This window comes from Billgrantia sp. C5P2, from assembly GCF_051062895.2.
In genome coordinates, this window is sequence record NZ_CM128542.1 from 1197165 (window position 1) to 1214847 (window position 17683).

Here is a 17683-nt window from a genome sequence, read left to right on the forward strand (position 1 = left end):
GCTACCGGGAAGCGGCGTCCTTTCCCGGCGGCGCCCAATTCGCCAGTGACATGCATGGCGAAATACTAAATTTCCCTTGGGTCAGAAAATCGGCATTATAGGTTTTTCAGGATATTTCCCGATAACTGCACCATTCTTGTTCATTACAACAAAGACATCGCTCAGCGATGCCGGACACTCAAGGGAGAGTTTCATGCCGAACCGCAAGCACGTCTTCACCCGCACCCTGATGATATCTACTGCCGCCATGCTGATCGGCGTCAGTGCGTTTTCCGCCCAGGCCGAGACGCGGGTGACCTACAAGTCCGCCTCGGCGGGTACCGCCTACTACCAGATGGGGGTCGAGCTTTCCGAGGCGATTCGCCGGGGAACCGACGGTGACGTCGTGCTGACCCTGGAGGAGAGCCAGGGCTCGGTGCAGAACGTCATGGAGGTCATGGCGCGTCAGGGCAACTATGTCTTCACCACCCCGCCGGGATTGATCGATCAGGCCATGGCCGGCGAGGGGCCCTTCGCCGAACGCCAGAGCCCGCGCTTCCAGGAGATTCGCGGGCTATTCCCGATTCCCGCCATCACCATGCACTTCGTGGCGGCCGGCGACGAGGGCGTGATCGGCCTGGAGGACCTCGAGGGCAAGCACGTGCTGATCGGGCGTGGTACCTTCGGTGCCCGCGAGGCCGAGCGCTACCTGGAACTGTTCGACATGTTGGACAAGGTACGTGTCGCCAATGCCGAGATCGGCAGCGGCCCCGATGCGCTGAAGAACGGCCAGATCGACGCCTTCGTCACGGCGAGCTCTTATCCCACGCCCAACGTGATCGAGACCGCGGCCAGCATGCCGGTCAGTCTGGTCAGCCTCAGCGACGAGCAGATCGAGCAGACCGGTGCGGCGCGCCAGACCATCCCGGCCGGCACCTATGCCGGCGTCGACCAGGACGTGCACACCACCTCGCTGCCGGTGATCGCTTATACCACTACCGGCATGGATGACGAGACTGCCTACACCCTGACCAAGACCTTCTGGGAGCGGCGCGACGCCATGGCCGAGGAGACCGCCTGGTGGGGCAGCATCACCCATGACATGATCGGCAACATTGCCGGTACCCTGCACCCGGGCGCCGTGCGCTATTACGACGAAGCCGGCATAGAAATCCCCGACGAGTTGCGCTAAGAAAACGCTGTACAAATGCCTATGCGGGCAAATCGCTGCGTTGCGCGGTACTCGGAACCCCCACCTATACCGCATAGGCTCCGGTTCCTGCGCTCCGTGCGCCTTGCGCTTCACTCCGCTCGTCGATTTGTTCAGCATTTCCCTAACCCCGGCTTGCTGGGCTGGTCCGGTTGTCTGCCGTCGCCGGCCCTGAGCCAAAGGCTTGGTATGCAATCGATATTTTCCGCTTCACCGACGGCCGGCTCGGCCGTCGGCAACGACGCGCCGCGTCTTCATCCTATCTGGGTGCTCCTGGGGGCGATCACGGTCGCCTTCCACCTGGGGTTGATCTTTTATGGCCTGGCACCGGCCTTGGTCAGCCGGCCGATTCACATGGCGCTGGCGTTGCCCTGGATCCTGATCTTTTCCGCCCGCTCGCCCTTCGAGCGCTGGAGCGGCTGGCTGCTGACCGGGCTCGGCATTGCCGCCTGCGGCTATATCGCCTTCAACGAGGAAGCCCTGGCGACCCAGTACGGCTTCATCGACAACGATTTCCAGATGGCGATCGGTGCCTTCCTGATCGTGCTGACCCTGGAAACGGCGCGCCGAGCGATCGGTTGGCCGCTGCCGCTGGTGGCGGTGGCGGCGCTGGCCTATGCGGTATTCGGCGAGCACATTCCCGGCCAGTTCGGCCACCCGGGGCTGCCGATGCGGAGCTTCGTCGGCACTCTGACCATCGCCGAGAGCGGTCTGTGGGGTTCGCTCACCGGGGTCAGCGTGGGCGTGGTGGCGATTTTCGTCATCTTCGGCGCGGTGCTCAATGCCGGCGAAGCGGGGCGCGGCTTCATGAACATGGCCAGCGCCTGTGCCGGTCGTCTGACTGGTGGCGCGGCCAAGGTGGCGGTGATCTCCTCGGCGCTGATGGGTTCGATTTCCGGCTCGGCCTCGGCCAACGTGGCTTCGACCGGTGCCATTACCATTCCCTCCATGGTGCGGTTGGGTTACCCGCGAACCCTGGCCGGCGGCGTCGAGGCCGTGGCCTCCTCCGGTGGGCAGATCATGCCGCCACTGATGGGGGCGGGCGCCTTCGTCATGGTCGAACTCACCGGCACGCCCTACACCCAGATCATGGCGGCGGCGCTGCTGCCGGCGATTCTCTACTTCACCACCGTGTGGATGGGCATCAATGCCTATGCCACCCGCCACGACCTGCGCCCCATGGCGGCGGCAGACCGCGCCAGCGGCAAGGAGGTGATGATCACCTCGCTGTTCTTCGCCGTGCCCTTCGTGCTGCTGCTCGAGCGTATCTTCCTCGGCGGATTTACGCCCCAGTACGCGGCGAGTGTCGCCATCTTCGCCGGCATGCTGCTGCTGTTCTTCGACGTGACGCTGACCTTCTCCCTGCGCGGTTTTGCTACGCGAATGGCCGAGGCCGTGGTCACCGCCGGCCGCCAGGTGGCGGTAATCGGCGCCATCATCATCTGTGCTTCGCTGGTGATCGGTGTACTCTCGCTGACCGGGCTCGGCGTCAAGATCACCTCCGGCATCCTGTCGCTCTCGAATGAAATGCTGTGGCCGGCCCTGTTGCTCACCGCGCTGGCCTGCCTGGTGCTGGGCATGGAGGTGCCGACCACGGCGGCCTACGTGATCTGCGTCTCGGTGGCAGGACCTGCGCTCACCGCGCTGGGGCTCGAGCCGCTGCTGGCGCACCTGTTCGTGTTCTGGTTTGCCCTGCTCTCGACCATCACGCCGCCGGTGTGTGGCGGGGTGTTCATTGCCGCCGGCATGGTGGGAGAGAACTGGCTCAAGGTGGCGATGAAGGCCATGGCGCTGGGCATCGGGCTCTACATCATTCCGTTGGCCATGGTCGCCAATCCCGACGTGATCCGCCTGGCCTTCGACCCGCTCTGGGCGATCTTCGATGCGCTCAAGATCGCGCTGGGCCTCGCTGCTATCTCCTACGGGGTGATCGCACGTCGTGCCATCTGGCTGCGGCTGGTGCTGGTCGCAGCCGGGGCGCTGGTGATCTTCGTGTTTTGAGCTGAACTTCTGAGGAGGTGTAATGATCGTTGCGACGCTGGGTCCCGAGGCCAGCAACCACGTGCTGGTGTTGCGGCGCTACCTCGCGGCTCGCGGGCTTGCCGATGCGCAGGTGAGGCTGTTCGACGAGTTCACCGCGGCGTTCGCGGCGCTGGTGGCGGGCGAGGTGGATCGGGTATTGCAATGCACTGCCCACTTCAGCCATGCAGACTGCGTAGGGCGCTATATGCAGCGCGCCTTTCCGATGGACGCCTTCGTTGCCGGTAGCCACCCGCTGGCGCTGCTGGCGCGGCGCGAGGTCGCCGAGCCGCGGCAGGTGGCACGCCAGCCGGCCACTCGCTACTACACCGATCTTTCGTCTTTCGAAGTGCAGATCGATTCGCCCACCACCGCGGCGGTGGCCGAGGGGCTGCTGGCTGGCCGGTTCGAGGCGGGCATCTGCGCCCGGCAGGTATTCGAAGATCACTCAGATGAGCTGCGCCTGCTCGAGGACCTGGGGCCGGCGCTGGATGTCTGGGTGCTCTATGGTACCGAGCCGCTGGGCAACGATAGCCCTCTATTAATCTAATCTAGCCGCCCCGGCTCGTGCATGACAGAATCGGATTGATTTCAGACCTAGACCGTCGCCGCCCGCGGGTGGCAGAGACGGCGTTAACCGTATAGCGCGAACGCGCACGAAGAGGACACCATGCCCGAATATCGCTCCCGAACCACCACCGCCGGCCGCAACATGGCCGGTGCCCGCGCCCTGTGGCGTGCCACCGGCATGAAGGACGAGGACTTCCACAAGCCGATCGTCGCCGTGGCCAACTCCTTCACCCAGTTCGTGCCCGGGCACGTGCACCTCAAGGACATGGGCCAACTGGTGGCGCGGGAGATCGAGAAGGCCGGCGGGGTGGCCAAGGAGTTCAATACCATCGCCGTGGACGACGGCATCGCCATGGGCCACGACGGCATGCTCTACTCGCTGCCGAGCCGCGACATCATCGCCGACAGCGTCGAGTACATGGTCAACGCCCATTGCGCCGACGCCCTGGTCTGCATCTCCAACTGCGACAAGATCACTCCGGGGATGCTGATGGCCGCCATGCGCCTCAACATCCCGGTGATCTTCGTCTCCGGTGGCCCCATGGAAGCGGGCAAGACCAAGCTGCTCGACCACGGCCTCGATCTGGTCGATGCCATGGTCATGGCCGCCGACGACTCGGTGGACGACGAGACCCTGGCCGAGGTGGAGCGCAGCGCCTGCCCCACCTGCGGCAGCTGCTCCGGCATGTTCACCGCCAACTCGATGAACTGCCTGACCGAAGCGCTGGGCCTGGCGCTGCCGGGCAACGGCACCGTGCTTGCTACCCATGCCGATCGTCGTCGCCTGTTCGAGACCGCCGGCCATCGCATCGTCGAGCTGGCCAAGCGTTACTACGAGGGCGACGAAGCCCACTTGCTGCCCCGCGCCATCGGCTCCAAGGCGGCGTTCAAGAACGCCATGACGTTGGACATCGCCATGGGCGGTTCCACCAACACCATCCTGCACCTGCTGGCCGCCGCCCAGGAGGCGGAGATCGACTTCACCCTGGCCGACATCGACCGGCTGTCGCGGGAAGTGCCGCAGCTGTGCAAGGTGGCGCCCAACACCCAGAAGTACCATATCGAGGACGTGCATCGCGCCGGCGGCATCATGGCGATCCTCGGCGAACTCGACCGCGCAGGCGTGCTCGATACCCGCGTGCCCACCGTCTACGGCGATAGCCTCAAGGAGGCGCTGGACGAGTGGGACATCATGCGCAGCCCCAGTCCCGAAGTGGTGGAGTTCTTCAAGGCTGGCCCCGGCGGCGTGCCGACCCAGGTGGCGTTTTCCCAGAGCGCGCGTTGGCCGAGCCTCGACGGTGATCGTGCGGGCGGCTGCATCCGCGATCTCGAGCATGCCTTCTCCCGAGAGGGGGGGCTGGCGGTACTCTACGGCAACATTGCCGTGGACGGCTGCGTGGTGAAGACCGCCGGTGTCGACGACTCCATCCTGGTCTTCGAGGGGCCGGCCCATGTGGTCGAGTCCCAGGACCAAGCCGTCGAGCACGTCCTCGCCGGCCTGGTGAAGGAGGGCGAGGTCGTCGTCATCCGCTACGAAGGGCCGAAAGGTGGGCCAGGCATGCAGGAGATGCTCTACCCCACCTCGTATCTGAAGTCGAAGGGGTTGGGCAAGGCGTGTGCCCTGCTCACCGATGGCCGTTTCTCCGGCGGTACTTCAGGTCTTTCCATCGGTCACGTTTCCCCCGAAGCGGCAGCAGGCGGGGCCATCGGCCTGGTGCGGTCCGGAGACATCATCCGTATCGACATCCCCAACCGGCGTATCGACGTCAAGCTTTCCGACGACGAGCTGGCGGCGCGACGCGAAGCCGAGGAGGCGCGCGGCAATCAGGCCTGGAAACCCAGCATTGAGCGCGTGCGCAAGGTGTCGGCGGCGCTCAAGGCCTATGCCCTGTTGGCGACTTCCGCCGACAAGGGGGCGGTGAGAGATCTCTCCAAGCTCGATTGACGCGAGTGACGAACCGGGCTCAGGCCCGGTTCGTCACGGCGAGCTTTTTCATGCAGCAGTAAGGAACGATGACATGCGCAAGCAGACCTTCGGTGTCGGCCTGATCGGTTTTGGCACAGCCGGCCGGATCTTTCACGCCCCGTTGATCCAGGCCACGCCTGGGCTGGAATTGCTGGCCGTGGTCAGCAGCTCGGCCGAGCGGGTGCATGAAACGCTGCCCGAAGTCGAGGTGCTGCCCAAGGCTGCGGCGCTATTCGCCCGCCCGGATATCGACCTGGTGGTCATCGCCAGCCCCAACGAGACCCACTATCCGCTGGCCAAGGCGGCGCTTGCCGCCGGCAAGCACCTGGTGGTCGACAAGCCATTCACCGTCTCGCTGTCCGAGGCGCGGCTGCTCAAGGCCGAGGCCGACAAGGCCGAGTGCATGATCAGCGTGTTTCACAACCGCCGCTGGGATAGCGATTTCCGTACCTTGCATAAGCTGGTCGAGGAGGGCAGCGTGGGGCGACCGGTTTCGCTCGAACTGCGCTTCGACCGCTTCCGGCCCATGGTGGCCGATCGCTGGCGCGAACAGCACAAGCCGGGCAGCGGTATCTGGTACGACCTGGGCTCCCACCTGCTCGACCAGACGCGCACCTTGTTCGGTATGCCGCGTGCGATCCTGCTCGACCTGATGGCGGCGCGGGATGGTGCTCAAGTGGATGACGAGTTTCATGCGCTGCTGGAATACGACACGCTCCGGGTCACCCTGCGGGCCAGTTCGCTGGTGGCGGAACCGACGCCGCAGCAGGCCCTGCATGGTACCCGGGGCAGCTTCGTCAAGTATGGCCGCGACCCCCAGGAGAACTGGCTGAAGGAAGGCCTTATCCCCACGCGCGACTGGGGCATCGATCCTCGCCCCGGCCAACTGACATTGGCCGAGGACGACGACGGCAAGCTGGTTGCTCGCGAGCATCCGGGGCTGCCGGGCGATTACCTGGCCTACTACGCCGGCATCGTCGAGGCGCTGGTGAGCGGTGCGCCGGTACCGGTCAGCGTGGAGGAGGGAATCGAGGTCATGACTCTGCTGGAGGCGGGGCTTGACAGCTATCGCCAGAGCCGCTGGATCCGTCTCAAGGAGGGTAACGGCAATTTACGTCAGCTGCATCGTCACGGTTGAGCGCTCGGGCCGGCCCGACTACCAGCTCAGCGGTGCCTCCTTGCCGCGGCGTTCGCGCAGGGTGTCGCGGGCAATGAACAGCGCGGCGATGGCCCGCGCCTCGTGGAAGTCGTCGCGCATCAACAGGGCCGGCAGCTCCTCGAGGGCGTGGGTCTCGACCACCAGTGGTTCCGGCTCGTCTCCGGGCAGGCGCTTGGGATAGAGGTCGGTGGCGAGCAGCACCTGCATGCGGTGGCGCATGTAGTTGGGCGCCAGTGACAGTTCCACCAGCGGCTCGATACGCCGAGCGCCGAAGCCGCACTCCTCCATCAGTTCCCGATTGGCCGCGGTGACGATATCCTCGCCCGGATCCACCAGCCCTTTGGGCAGGGTCAGTACGTAATCCTCGAAGCCGGCGGCATACTCGCGAATCAACAGCACATGGTCCGGGTCGGGCATGGCGATGATCATCACCGCGCCCTGGTCGCTGCCGGTCAGGCGTTCGAAGGTGCGCTCGGCACCGTTGGCGAAGCGCAGCTCCAGGGCTTCGATATGGAACAGGCGGCTTCTGGCCACGGATTGGCGTGCCAGCACCTGGGGTTTCTGCAAGATCTTCTTCTCGGACATGGAAGCTCCGTTTCGTGCGGGCGGGTTCGGCACCTGCCGGGAATGCGCCGCCGGTATCCATTGAGTACAATACCACGCCTTCCACCGCTCAGACGTCACCGGGAGTCGCCCATGATCGACTGGCGCGCCATCGATACCGTTCTGCTGGACATGGACGGCACACTGCTCGACCTGCATTTCGACAGCCATTTCTGGCTGGAACACCTGCCGCGGCGCTACGTGGAGCTGCATCGCCTCGACGAGGCCAGTCAGGAGCAGTTACGTACCCGCATCCTGCGCGAGCGGGGCACCCTGAACTGGTACAGCCTCGCCTACTGGAGTCGCGAGCTGGGCGTGGACATCGTCGCCCTCAAGCGCGAAATCCAGCACCTGATCGGCCTGCGCGGCGACGCACTGGATTTCCTCAAGTGGCTCAGAAACGCCCACCCAAGAGTGGTGCTGGCGACCAACGCCGACCGCGAGAGTCTGGAGCTCAAGCTTCCGCTCACCGGCCTCGAGGCCTACCTGGACGCCATCGTCTCCTCGGCCGACCTCGGCGTACCCAAGGAGGCCCAGGAGTTCTGGTTCGCACTGCAGGAGGTCGAGCCCTTCGACCCGAAGCGCACCCTGTTCATCGATGACAACCCCGACGTGCTGGAGAGCGCACGAGAATATGGCATTCGTCACTTGCTCGGTATCAAGCAGCCTGATAGTACACGGCCGGAAAAGGAGCTTGAGGAGTTCATTGCCCTGGACCGCTTCGCCACGATTCTGCCCCAGGAGCTACCCTCGGAGGTACGCCGCGGCGAAGACGTGGGTGAAGGGCCGAGCCGAGACAGGAGGGAATGATGGATAGCGTACGACTCGACAAGTGGCTGTGGGCCGCCCGCTTTTTCAAGACCCGTGCGCTGGCCAAGAAAGCCATCGAAGGCGGCAAGGTGCACTACAACGGGGGGCGCGCAAAGACCAGCAAGAACGTCGAACTGGGCGCCCTGATTCGCGTGCCCCAGGGCTGGGACGTCTGGGAGGTGGAGGTCGTGGCGCTTTCCGACCAGCGTCGCGGTGCCCCGGAGGCCCGCGAACTCTATCGCGAGACGGCCGAAAGCGCCGAGCGCCGCACGCGAGAGGCCGAAGGCCGGCGACTGACCAACCAGGCCATGCAGCACCCACTCAAGCGGCCGGACAAGAAGCAGCGGCGCGACATTCAACGCTTCCAGCGCCAGCAGGACGAGTGAGCCTATGTCCCTGCTGGCCCATCCTGAATGACCTCATTTCGGAATCGATATGACCGACCAGATCCAGCGTTTCCTGTTCGAACGCACCAACGTCCGTGGCGAGATCGTCACCCTCGAGCAGGCCTATGGCGAGGTGCTCGAGCGGCATGGCTACCCCCCCGCCGTCAACCACCTGCTGGGCGAGCTGCTGGCTGCCGTGGCGCTGCTCACCGATATGGTCAAGCTCGATGGTGTCCTCAGCATCGAGGTGCGTGGCCAAGGGGCCTTGTCGCTGCTGATGGCCGAGTCCAACCCCGGTGGCGAGCTGCGCGCCATTGCCCGCCTGACGGAAAATGCCACCCTGCCGGAAGGGGAGGCGAACTTTCGCGAACTCGTCGGTGATGGCCATATCGTGATCACCCTCGATCCGCGCGAGGGTAATCGCTACCAAGGCATCGTGGCGCTCGACCACGACAGCCTGGCCGGGTGCCTGGAGGCTTACTTCGTCCAGTCCGAACAGCTACCCACCCAGCTGTGGCTGCGAGCCGACGGAGCGAGGGCCGGGGGGCTGATGCTGCAGCGGCTGCCGGACGAGTCGCAGAATCAGGACGAGGACGCCTGGGAGCGCACCGTTCAGTTGGCCCGCACTTTGACTACCGACGAGCTGCTGGGGCTCGATCAGCGCGAACTGCTGCATCGGCTCTACCATGAGGAGACGGTGAGGGTCTTCGAACCCAAGTCCCTGCGCTTCGGTTGTACCTGCTCGCGGGAGAGAATCGGCGATGCCTTGCTGACCCTTGGCGCCGACGAACTGCGTGGCGTGCTGGCCGAACAGGGGGAGATCGAGACCCAGTGCCATTTCTGCCATACCCATTACCGCTTCACTGAGAGCGAAGTCGAGGCGTTGCTGCTCGCCCAGGATGGTCCGCCTCCTACCCTGCATTGATGCGGGTAATTGCCGCAACGAACGAGACTGCCAGGTCATCTCGTTCGTTTATCTGAATTGCTGCAATGCACAAGCATGGATGTGGTCAACCTGCGGCGATATGTCCCGATGTAGTAGTAAAACTACAAGAACTTCGGTCAAAGTTAGCGTTTCCTGACGGCTCCCTTTTTGCCATAATGGCGCCGCCTCAAGGCCGATCGCCAGAAGACAAGACGGCATACATCCGCACACGGACGATCGGAAACGCAACGCAATGGCGTATGACGCCTGGCACACGAGAGAGAACCGGCCGCAAGGCCCAGGAAACGACATGACCACATCCCAAGCCGCTCCTCAAGCACACGTCAATCTCAGCAGCGCCGAACTCATCGAGCGTGCCGTGGCACGCGGAGAAGGCCATCTGGCCGCAAACGGCGCCCTGGTGGTGAACACCGGCCAGCGTACCGGCCGCTCGCCCAAGGATCGCTTCATCGTCGACGAGCCCTCCACCAGCGGTGAGATCGACTGGGGCAGCGTCAACCGTCCCTTCGACGCCGGGAAGTTCGATGCCCTGTGGACGCGGGTCGAGGAGTACCTGAGCAGCGGCGAGCATTTCGTTTCCGAACTCCACGTGGGCAGCGACCCGACCCACTATCTGCCGGTGCGTGTGACCACCGAGACGGCCTGGCACAACCTCTTCGGTCGCACCATGTTCGTGCGTCCCGAGGGCTACAACCCCGCGGTCAAGCAGGAGTGGACCATCCTCAACGCACCGCATTTCGAATGCGATCCGGACCGCGACGGCACCAACTCAGACGGCTGCGTGATCCTCAATTTCGCTCAGCAGAAGGTGCTGATAGCCGGCATGCGTTACGCCGGTGAAATGAAGAAGGCGATGTTCTCGGTGCAGAACTTCCTGCTGCCGGCCTCCGACGTGCTGCCCATGCACTGCTCGGCCAACGTCGGCGAAGATGGCGAGACCGCCCTTTTCTTCGGCCTCTCCGGTACCGGCAAGACCACGCTCTCCGCCGACCAGGCGCGCTACCTGATCGGTGACGACGAGCATGGCTGGGGCCCCGGCACCGTGTTCAACATCGAGGGCGGATGCTACGCCAAGTGCATCGATCTCTCCGAAAAGAACGAGCCGGTGATCTGGAACGCCATCAAGTTCGGAACCGTGCTAGAGAACGTAGTACTCGACGACCGCCGCGAGCCCGACTACACCGACGACAGCCTGACTCAGAACTCCCGGGCCGCCTATCCGCTTGAGCATGTCGGCAAGCGCGTGCCGGAGAATCGTGCCGGCGAACCCAATGCCATCATCTTCCTGACCTGCGACATGTCCGGCGTGTTGCCGCCGGTATCGGTGCTGTCCAAGGAAGCCGCGGCCTACCACTTCCTCTCCGGTTACACCGCCAAAGTGGGTTCCACCGAGATGGGCTCCTCCTCGGGCCTGGAGGCGACGTTCTCCACCTGCTTCGGCGCGCCGTTCTTCCCGCGCCCGGCCCGCGTCTACGCCGACCTGTTGATCAGACGCGTCGAGGCCAAGGACGCCCAGGTCTACCTGGTCAACACCGGCTGGACCGGGGGCGCCTACGGCGAGGGCGGTTCACGCTTCTCCATCCCCACCACCCGCGCCATCATCAGTGCCATCCAGTCCGGAGTGCTGCGTGAGGTCGAGACCAAGCGCATCGAGGGGCTCAACCTGGACGTGCCGGTTTCCGTGCCGGGCGTCGACTCGCGCCTGCTCGACCCGCGCGAGACCTGGGAGGACAAGGCTGCCTATGATCGCAACCTGCGTGACCTGGCGGCCAAGTTCGTCGACAACTTCAAGAAGTTCGAAGGCGTCAACGAAGCCATCACCAAGGCCGGGCCCAGCCTGACCTGAGGTGAACCCGCGGTTACCGCGACGGTCTGAACGGGGAAGGGGCATGCGCCTCTTCCCCGTTTCGCTTTTGACCTGGCCTGTCGGCTGGCTGACCAGGGGGGAGGGTCCAATGAAACGACGTCTTTTCCTGGGGTTGCTGGGTGTCGGCGGCGCGGCCGGCCTGATGCCCGGCGTTGGCTGGGGATTTCCCCGGCTCAGTCTCGAAGCCGCTCCGGGCCTCGAGCGTCTCGAGTTATCGCGCGACGAGTGGCGCGAACGCCTCACGCCCGAGCAGTTCGAGATCCTGCGCGACCATGGCACCGAACCGCCTTTCTCGAGCCCGCTCGACAAGGAGTGGGGCGAAGGCGAGTACCGCTGCGCCGGCTGTGACCTGCTGCTGTTCGAGAGTGCCATGAAGTACGACTCCGGCACCGGCTGGCCGAGCTTCTTCGAGCACGTCGAAGGGCACCTGCTCAGCGAACTCGACTTCAGCCTGGTATGGCCGCGGCGCGAGTACCACTGCGCCCGCTGCGGCGGCCACCAGGGTCATGTCTTCAGCGACGGCCCCGAGCCCACCGGGCTGCGCTGGTGCAACAACGGCCTGGCGCTGCATTTCGTGCCGGCGTAGCCAAGACCGTAGCTGCCACGGCTAGAACGACACTGCGGCCGGCAGCGCTTCCTGGCGACCGCGAGTTGTCGTGTGTTCACGCTTCGGGTTGGCCGGGGCAGGCAGCAAGGTCTGCTCCATGTCGGCGGCAGCGCTCAGGCGGAAGCTGGCGATCAGGTCGTTCAGGCGTTCGACCTGCTCGCGCATCTCGTCCGCCGCCGCACTGGTCTGCTCGACGAGAGAGGCATTGTGCTGCGTCATGTTGTCGAGTTCGGAAACCGCGATATTGACCTGGGCGATGCCCTGACTCTGCTCCTTGGCCCCGGCACTGATTTCGCCGATCACGCCGGTGATGCGCTCGATGCTGGCGACGATCTCCTGCATGGTCTTGCCCGTGCTCTTGACCAGGCTCGCTCCCGACTGGGTGCGTGAGACCGAGGTATCGATCAGCTCGCGAATGCCGCGAGACGCATCGCTCGAGCGGCTGGCCAGGGTGCGAACTTCCTGAGCCACCACGGCGAACCCGCGGCCATGTTCGCCGGCGCGCGCGGCCTCCACCGAGGCATTGAGGGCGAGAATGTTGGTCTGGAACGTGATGCCATCGATCAGGCCGATGAACTCGTTGATCTGCGTCGCGGAACGGCTGATATCGTCCATGGTGCTCTCGACCTGGGCCATGGCCTCCTGGCCGCGACGTGCGACGCCTACCGTCTCTTGCACCAACTGGTTGGCCTGCTGGGTGGCGTCGGAGGTATTGCTCACCGTGGCCGTGATCTCCTCCATGGAGGCGGAGGTCTCCTGCAGGTTGGCAGCGGTCTGTTCGGTACGCGAGGAGAGGTCCTGGCTACTCTTGGCAATCTCGTTGGAGGCGTTGTGCACGCTCAGGGTGCTGCTGCGTACGGTCTGCAAGGTGTGGTCCATACGCAGTATGAAGGCGTTGAACTGCTCGGCCAGCTCGCCCAGTTCGTCCTTGCGCTGGCTTTCGATACGCGCCGTCAAGTCGCCGTCACCCTCCGTGATCTCCCGGATGCGTCCTGTGATCTGGCGTATGGCGCGTGACATCAGCATCGGTCCGACCAGGGCAATGGCGACGGCGGCGAGAAACACCAGGAAGGCAAAGCCGAACACGCCGAACTGCTGCATGCGGATTCGCGCAAGCGTCAAGGCTTCGAGTTCGACGACCTTGGCGTCCGCCAGTTCACCGGCTTCGTTGTAGACGCCTCTCAGCTGCTTGAAGGCGGTGAGCGATGCTCCCTCGAGCTGCTCCCGGGCGGCGTCGGTATTACCGGCGGCGTGAAGGGCCAGCACTTCGCTGGATTGCGCCGACCACTGGGAAAACAGTGACTCGAAGCCATCCAGGCGGGCGATAATCTCCGGGTAGGCGTCGAGTAGCTGGGTAAACTCATGCATGCGGTCGTAGGCTTGCTGGGCATTCTCCTCGTAGTCCCCCCGCAGTGCCTGGGCCTGCTCGGAGCCGGTAGGCGCCTGCAGGTACTCCAGTTCGGCGACACGCGCCTGATAGAGGTCGCGATCGGCGTTGAGCACGGCCGAGATAGCGGCATTGAAGGTACCGCTGAACTCCGTCATGCGATCCCTGACGGAGTGCACCAGCAAAAGGTCGGCGATGACAACGACCAGAAGTGAGATTGCGACGCCAATAAAGGCGACGGCATATTTGACGCGTATCTTGTTCATGAAATTGCTGCGCATTGGTTGTGACTCCCTTGCCGGAGTGAGGCTGTTCGAGTGGCTGGTGCCATCGTAATAGTTATAAGTGGCGAGAAAGGCGCGCCTTGGAGGGTGGGACTCATAGATATCATCGGCATTTCGAGCCGAAACTTGAGCGCCAAGGCAAAAGCGGCAAGAGGATAAGCAGAAAAAGGAAAAATTAATTCCTGAGTTATTAATGTTTTAAATACGAATGATCGAGCGGCGAAACACGATCAAGCTTTGAAGCCCTCGATAATATGCTGTGCCAATCCGTCTACCGCCGGTGAGGCGGTGTCTGGTGAACGCAGCAGCACGATCGAGCCGTCCGGCAGCGGGGGAAAATCGTCCGCTTCGTCGAGGATGCGCATACCGGGAGTGACCAAGCTCTTCATCAGCGCCGAGACGGCAAGACCCGCGCCCACAACCGCCTGCAGGGTGGCCAGGCTGGGGCTCGAGTAGGCAATGCGGTACTGACGTCCGGCCCGAGTCAGGGCGTTGCAGGCGTGTTGGCGACAGAAGCAGGGTTCCTCGAACAGTGCCAGGGGCAGCGGCGACTGGCGATGAATGGCATGGCTCTCCGCCACCACCCACACCGTCTCCTCGCGGCGCAGGATGGTGCCGATCTCCTGACCCACCTGGCGGGTCACGATGCTGAGGTCGAGGCTGCCCTGCTGACGGCCGAGCAGTTCGGAAGAGGGGGCGCACTGCACTTCGACGTCGACCAGCGGCCAGGTCTGGGAGAAGGACTTGAGGATTCCTGGCAGGAAGCGCATGACGAAGTCGTCGGGTACGCCGATGCGTACCCTGCCCACCATCTCCGGCTCACGCAGCATGTTGAGCGCCTCGCCTTGCAGGTCGAGAATTCGGCGGGCGTAGCCGAGCAGGGTGGTGCCTTCGCTGGTCAGGTGCATCTGGCGCCCCTGACGCTCGAACAGCGGGCGCTGGATCACGTCCTCCTCGAGGCGCTTGATCTGCATGCTGACCGCCGACTGGGTGCGATTGACCGCCTGGGCCGCTCGGGTGAAACCGCCATGGTCGACGATGGCGACGAAGGTGCGCAGCAGCTCATGATCGATGGTATGCAGCATGGTCGATTCCCATCACAAATGGTGATGCTTGGCATCAGGAGTATTCGTTGGATTGATTCTAGCGTCTCGTCGAGACTTTCTCCATTGCCGACATGACTTGGAGGAAGTCTGCCATGAGAGCCCCCGCTACTTGCTACGATTCGTCATCCTGTGCTGCGTCCGAAGGCGGCCATCGAGCCTGGCCGGCCACCTCGCTAGCTTGGCACTGGATGCATCGCGTGAAGCATCTGCTGCAGCTGCGCCGCGAGCGCGCCCAATTGCATGAACTCAGCGACCGTCAACTGCGTGATATCGGTTTGACCCGTCAGCAGGCCACTCGCGAGGCGCGCCGCCACTTTTGGGACGACATCGGCTGGCGACGCTGATCCCGGCGGCGACGGGGTGGCGTTTGTGGTACCTTGGCGCGATCTTTCGTTGTCGCAACACCAAGGAAGTCATGGACGCCACGACCCGGATCATTTCGCGCCTCGCTGAGGAACTCGCCGTTCGCCCGCAGCAGGTGACAGCCACCGTGGAACTGCTCGACGGCGGCGCCACCGTGCCCTTCATCGCCCGCTACCGCAAGGAGGTCACCGGCGGTCTCGACGACACCCAGCTACGCAACCTCGACGAGCGCCTGCGCTACCTGCGCGAGCTCGAGGAGCGCCGCACCGCGGTGCTCGCTGCCATCGACGAGCAGGGCAAGCTGACGCCGGAACTCGACATGCAGATCCAGGCGGCCGATACCAAGCAGCGCCTGGAAGATCTCTACCTGCCCTACAAGAAGAAGCGCCGCACCAAGGCGCAGATTGCCCGTGAAGCCGGCCTCGAGCCCTTGGCCGATGCGCTGCTGGCCGATCCCACCCTGGACCCCGAAGCCGAGGCGGCCGGCTATCTGCGTCCCGCGGAAGGTGACATCCCCGCCGTGGAGGATGCCAAGGCGGCGCTGGATGGGGCGCGCCAGATCCTCATGGAGCGCTTCGCCGAGGACCCCGAACTGGTCGGCACGCTACGTGAGCGGCTGTGGCAGGAGGGCGAGCTCAGCGCCCGCTTGCTGCCAGGCAAGGAGCGCGAGGGCGCCAAGTTTTCCGACTACTTCGAGCACGACGAGTCGTTGGCCAAGACCCCTTCCCACCGGGCGCTGGCGATGTTCCGCGGTCGCAACGAGGGCGCGCTGACACTGGCCATCCGCCTGCCCGGCGAGGACGAGGCGCCGATTCACCCGGCCCAGGTCGCCATCGCCAGGCATTTCGGTATTCGCGACGAGGGGCGTGCCGCCGACAAGTGGCTGGCCGACGTGGTGCGCTGGACCTGGCGGGTCAAGCTCTACACTCATCTCGAGACCGAGCTGATGGGGCGGCTGCGCGAGCGTGCCGAGCTGGAGGCCATCGAGGTCTTCGCCGCCAACCTCAAGGACCTGCTGCTGGCCGCCCCGGCGGGGCAGAAGGCGACGCTTGCCATCGACCCGGGCCTGCGCACCGGCTGCAAGGTGGCGGTGGTGGACGCCACCGGCCAGTTCCTCGAGCACGCCACCATCTATCCCCATGCGCCGCGCAACGCCTGGGATGCCTCGCTTGCCGAGTTGGCCAAGCTGGTGGAGAAGCACGACGTGGCGCTGATCGCCGTGGGCAACGGCACGGCGAGCCGCGAGACCGACAGGCTGGCCGGCGATCTGGTCAAAGCCTTTGCCGGCAAGCGACAGCTTGCCAAGGTGATGGTCAGTGAGGCGGGCGCTTCGGTCTACTCCGCCTCGGAGTACGCCTCGAAGGAGCTGCCCGATCTCGACGTCACCATCCGCGGTGCGGTCTCGATCGCCCGCCGGCTTCAGGATCCGCTGGCCGAGCTGGTCAAGATCGAGCCCAAGTCGATCGGCGTGGGCCAGTACCAGCACGACGTCTCCCAACTGCAGCTGTCGCGGAGCCTGGAGGCGGTGATCGAGGATTGCGTCAACGCCGTGGGGGTCGATCTCAACACCGCGTCGAGTGCGCTGCTATCGCGGGTGGCCGGCCTCAACCCGGCGCTGGCCGAGGCCATCGTGGCCCGGCGCAACGCCGAGGGGGCCTTCGCCAGCCGCAAGCAGTTGCTCGATGTCGGCCGCCTGGGGCCCAAGACCTTCGAACAGTGCGCCGGCTTCCTGCGCATCATGAACGGCTCCAATCCGCTGGATGCCAGCGCCGTGCACCCCGAGGCCTATCCGGTGGTGGAGCGTATCGCCAGCCGCAGCGGTCGCCCGGTGGCCAGCCTGATTGGCGACAGCGCCACGCTCAAGGCGGTCAAGCCCGCCGAGTTCGCCGACGAGCGTTTCGGCGTGCCCACCATCAGCGACATTCTGAAGGAGCTCGACAAGCCGGGCCGCGACCCGCGTCCCGAGTTCAAGGCCGCCGAGTTCCGCGAAGGCGTCGAGACGCTCAAGGACCTGGAGCCGGGCATGATCCTCGAGGGCAGCGTGACCAACGTGACCCACTTCGGCGCCTTCGTCGATATCGGCGTGCACCAGGATGGCCTGGTGCATATCTCTGCACTCTCCGACAAGTTCATCGAGGACCCGCGTTCGGTGGTCAAGGCCGGCGACATCGTCAAGGTCAAGGTGATGAGCGTGGATCTCGAGCGCGCCCGCATCGGGCTCTCGATGCGTCTCGACGATCAGCCGGGCGAAGCCGAGGGTGGCAAATCGTCGCGTAGTGGCCAAGGCGAGCGGCGTGGCGGGCAGGGCAAGGCGCAGCGCAAGAGCGCGCCACGCGAGCAGGCCCAGCCCAACCAGATGGGTGCCCTCGGGGCCGCGCTGCTGGCGGCGAAGAAGGGCAAATCTTGATCCCGGCACGCCTC

General features: G+C 64.7%; 15 protein-coding genes. 12 read left to right on the forward strand and 3 right to left on the reverse strand.

The features are described from left to right. The first annotated feature begins 193 nt into the window (after positions 1–193). The 5 genes from ACRWQA_RS05605 (at position 194) to ACRWQA_RS05625 (ending at position 6882) form a co-directional block, all read left to right on the forward strand. Complete coding sequence (locus ACRWQA_RS05605; RefSeq protein ID WP_434228787.1) at positions 194–1171, forward strand: TAXI family TRAP transporter solute-binding subunit; 978 nt, start codon at positions 194–196, stop codon at positions 1169–1171. A gap of 207 nt (positions 1172–1378) precedes the next feature. After that, complete coding sequence (locus tag ACRWQA_RS05610; protein WP_434228786.1) at positions 1379–3190, forward strand: TRAP transporter permease; 1812 nt, start codon at positions 1379–1381, stop codon at positions 3188–3190. 22 nt (positions 3191–3212) lie between these two features. Further along, complete coding sequence (locus tag ACRWQA_RS05615; protein WP_434228784.1) at positions 3213–3758, forward strand: hypothetical protein; 546 nt, start codon at positions 3213–3215, stop codon at positions 3756–3758. A gap of 120 nt (positions 3759–3878) precedes the next feature. Further along, positions 3879–5723, forward strand: coding sequence for a dihydroxy-acid dehydratase (gene ilvD, locus ACRWQA_RS05620; RefSeq protein ID WP_263580787.1), 1845 nt, complete (start codon positions 3879–3881; stop codon positions 5721–5723). A 73-nt stretch (positions 5724–5796) separates the two neighbouring features. After that, entirely contained in the window at positions 5797–6882 is a 1086-nt protein-coding gene (locus ACRWQA_RS05625) for an oxidoreductase (protein ID WP_434228782.1), read from the forward strand. Positions 6883–6900: 18 nt separating this feature from the next. On the opposite strand, the gene nudE is transcribed toward ACRWQA_RS05625, so the two are convergent. Then, on the reverse strand, positions 6901–7488 hold the full coding sequence (gene nudE / locus ACRWQA_RS05630; protein WP_263580785.1) for an ADP compounds hydrolase NudE: 588 nt from the start codon (positions 7486–7488) through the stop codon (positions 6901–6903). A gap of 111 nt (positions 7489–7599) precedes the next feature. Here nudE and yrfG point away from each other — a divergent pair, with 111 nt between their 5' ends. The 5 genes from yrfG to msrB all read left to right on the forward strand — a co-directional run bounded on the left by yrfG (position 7600) and on the right by msrB (position 12101). After that, complete coding sequence (gene yrfG, locus ACRWQA_RS05635; RefSeq protein ID WP_263580784.1) at positions 7600–8316, forward strand: GMP/IMP nucleotidase; 717 nt, start codon at positions 7600–7602, stop codon at positions 8314–8316. Continuing rightward, positions 8313–8702, forward strand: coding sequence for a ribosome-associated heat shock protein Hsp15 (gene hslR / locus ACRWQA_RS05640; RefSeq protein WP_263580783.1), 390 nt, complete (start codon positions 8313–8315; stop codon positions 8700–8702). Before yrfG ends, hslR begins: the two co-directional genes overlap by 4 nt. A 49-nt stretch (positions 8703–8751) precedes the next feature. Further along, positions 8752–9627, forward strand: coding sequence for an Hsp33 family molecular chaperone HslO (hslO, locus tag ACRWQA_RS05645; protein WP_434228780.1), 876 nt, complete (start codon positions 8752–8754; stop codon positions 9625–9627). A gap of 310 nt (positions 9628–9937) precedes the next feature. Next, on the forward strand, positions 9938–11494 hold the full coding sequence (locus ACRWQA_RS05650) for a phosphoenolpyruvate carboxykinase (protein ID WP_434228778.1): 1557 nt from the start codon (positions 9938–9940) through the stop codon (positions 11492–11494). 109 nt (positions 11495–11603) lie between these two features. Then, on the forward strand, positions 11604–12101 hold the full coding sequence (msrB, locus tag ACRWQA_RS05655; RefSeq protein ID WP_263580780.1) for a peptide-methionine (R)-S-oxide reductase MsrB: 498 nt from the start codon (positions 11604–11606) through the stop codon (positions 12099–12101). Positions 12102–12122: 21 nt separating this feature from the next. On the opposite strand, the gene ACRWQA_RS05660 is transcribed toward msrB, so the two are convergent. Further along, complete coding sequence (locus ACRWQA_RS05660) at positions 12123–13775, reverse strand: methyl-accepting chemotaxis protein (RefSeq protein WP_446326256.1); 1653 nt, start codon at positions 13773–13775, stop codon at positions 12123–12125. A 248-nt stretch (positions 13776–14023) separates the two neighbouring features. Continuing rightward, the gene (locus tag ACRWQA_RS05665; RefSeq protein ID WP_263580778.1) at positions 14024–14878 is read right to left on the reverse strand and encodes a LysR substrate-binding domain-containing protein; all 855 of its coding nucleotides are present in this window, start codon (positions 14876–14878) and stop codon (positions 14024–14026) included. A gap of 218 nt (positions 14879–15096) precedes the next feature. On the opposite strand from ACRWQA_RS05665, the gene ACRWQA_RS05670 reads away from it, so the two are divergent. Together ACRWQA_RS05670 and ACRWQA_RS05675 are read left to right on the forward strand one after the other, a co-directional pair. Next, entirely contained in the window at positions 15097–15243 is a 147-nt protein-coding gene (locus ACRWQA_RS05670) for a DUF1127 domain-containing protein (RefSeq protein WP_434228774.1), read from the forward strand. 71 nt (positions 15244–15314) lie between these two features. Next, positions 15315–17669: a Tex family protein gene (locus ACRWQA_RS05675; RefSeq protein ID WP_434228772.1), complete on the forward strand. Its 2355-nt coding sequence runs from the start codon at positions 15315–15317 to the stop codon at positions 17667–17669. Positions 17670–17683: the final 14 nt, after the last annotated feature.

Excerpts from the sequence above, each read along its gene's own strand:
- hslO (WP_434228780.1), top strand. The coding sequence starts at position 8,752 with ATGACCGACCAGATCCAGCGTTTCCTGTTCGAACGCACCAACGTCCGT.
- hslR (WP_263580783.1), top strand. The coding sequence starts at position 8,313 with ATGATGGATAGCGTACGACTCGACAAGTGGCTGTGGGCCGCCCGCTTT.
- ACRWQA_RS05660 (WP_446326256.1), bottom strand. The coding sequence starts at position 13,775 with ATGAACAAGATACGCGTCAAATATGCCGTCGCCTTTATTGGCGTCGCA.
- ACRWQA_RS05615 (WP_434228784.1), top strand. The coding sequence starts at position 3,213 with ATGATCGTTGCGACGCTGGGTCCCGAGGCCAGCAACCACGTGCTGGTG.
- ACRWQA_RS05625 (WP_434228782.1), top strand. The coding sequence starts at position 5,797 with ATGCGCAAGCAGACCTTCGGTGTCGGCCTGATCGGTTTTGGCACAGCC.
- yrfG (WP_263580784.1), top strand. The coding sequence starts at position 7,600 with ATGATCGACTGGCGCGCCATCGATACCGTTCTGCTGGACATGGACGGC.
- ACRWQA_RS05675 (WP_434228772.1), top strand. The coding sequence starts at position 15,315 with ATGGACGCCACGACCCGGATCATTTCGCGCCTCGCTGAGGAACTCGCC.
- ACRWQA_RS05650 (WP_434228778.1), top strand. The coding sequence starts at position 9,938 with ATGACCACATCCCAAGCCGCTCCTCAAGCACACGTCAATCTCAGCAGC.
- ACRWQA_RS05610 (WP_434228786.1), top strand. The coding sequence starts at position 1,379 with ATGCAATCGATATTTTCCGCTTCACCGACGGCCGGCTCGGCCGTCGGC.
- ilvD (WP_263580787.1), top strand. The coding sequence starts at position 3,879 with ATGCCCGAATATCGCTCCCGAACCACCACCGCCGGCCGCAACATGGCC.
- ACRWQA_RS05605 (WP_434228787.1), top strand. The coding sequence starts at position 194 with ATGCCGAACCGCAAGCACGTCTTCACCCGCACCCTGATGATATCTACT.
- msrB (WP_263580780.1), top strand. The coding sequence starts at position 11,604 with ATGAAACGACGTCTTTTCCTGGGGTTGCTGGGTGTCGGCGGCGCGGCC.
- nudE (WP_263580785.1), bottom strand. The coding sequence starts at position 7,488 with ATGTCCGAGAAGAAGATCTTGCAGAAACCCCAGGTGCTGGCACGCCAA.
- ACRWQA_RS05665 (WP_263580778.1), bottom strand. The coding sequence starts at position 14,878 with ATGCTGCATACCATCGATCATGAGCTGCTGCGCACCTTCGTCGCCATC.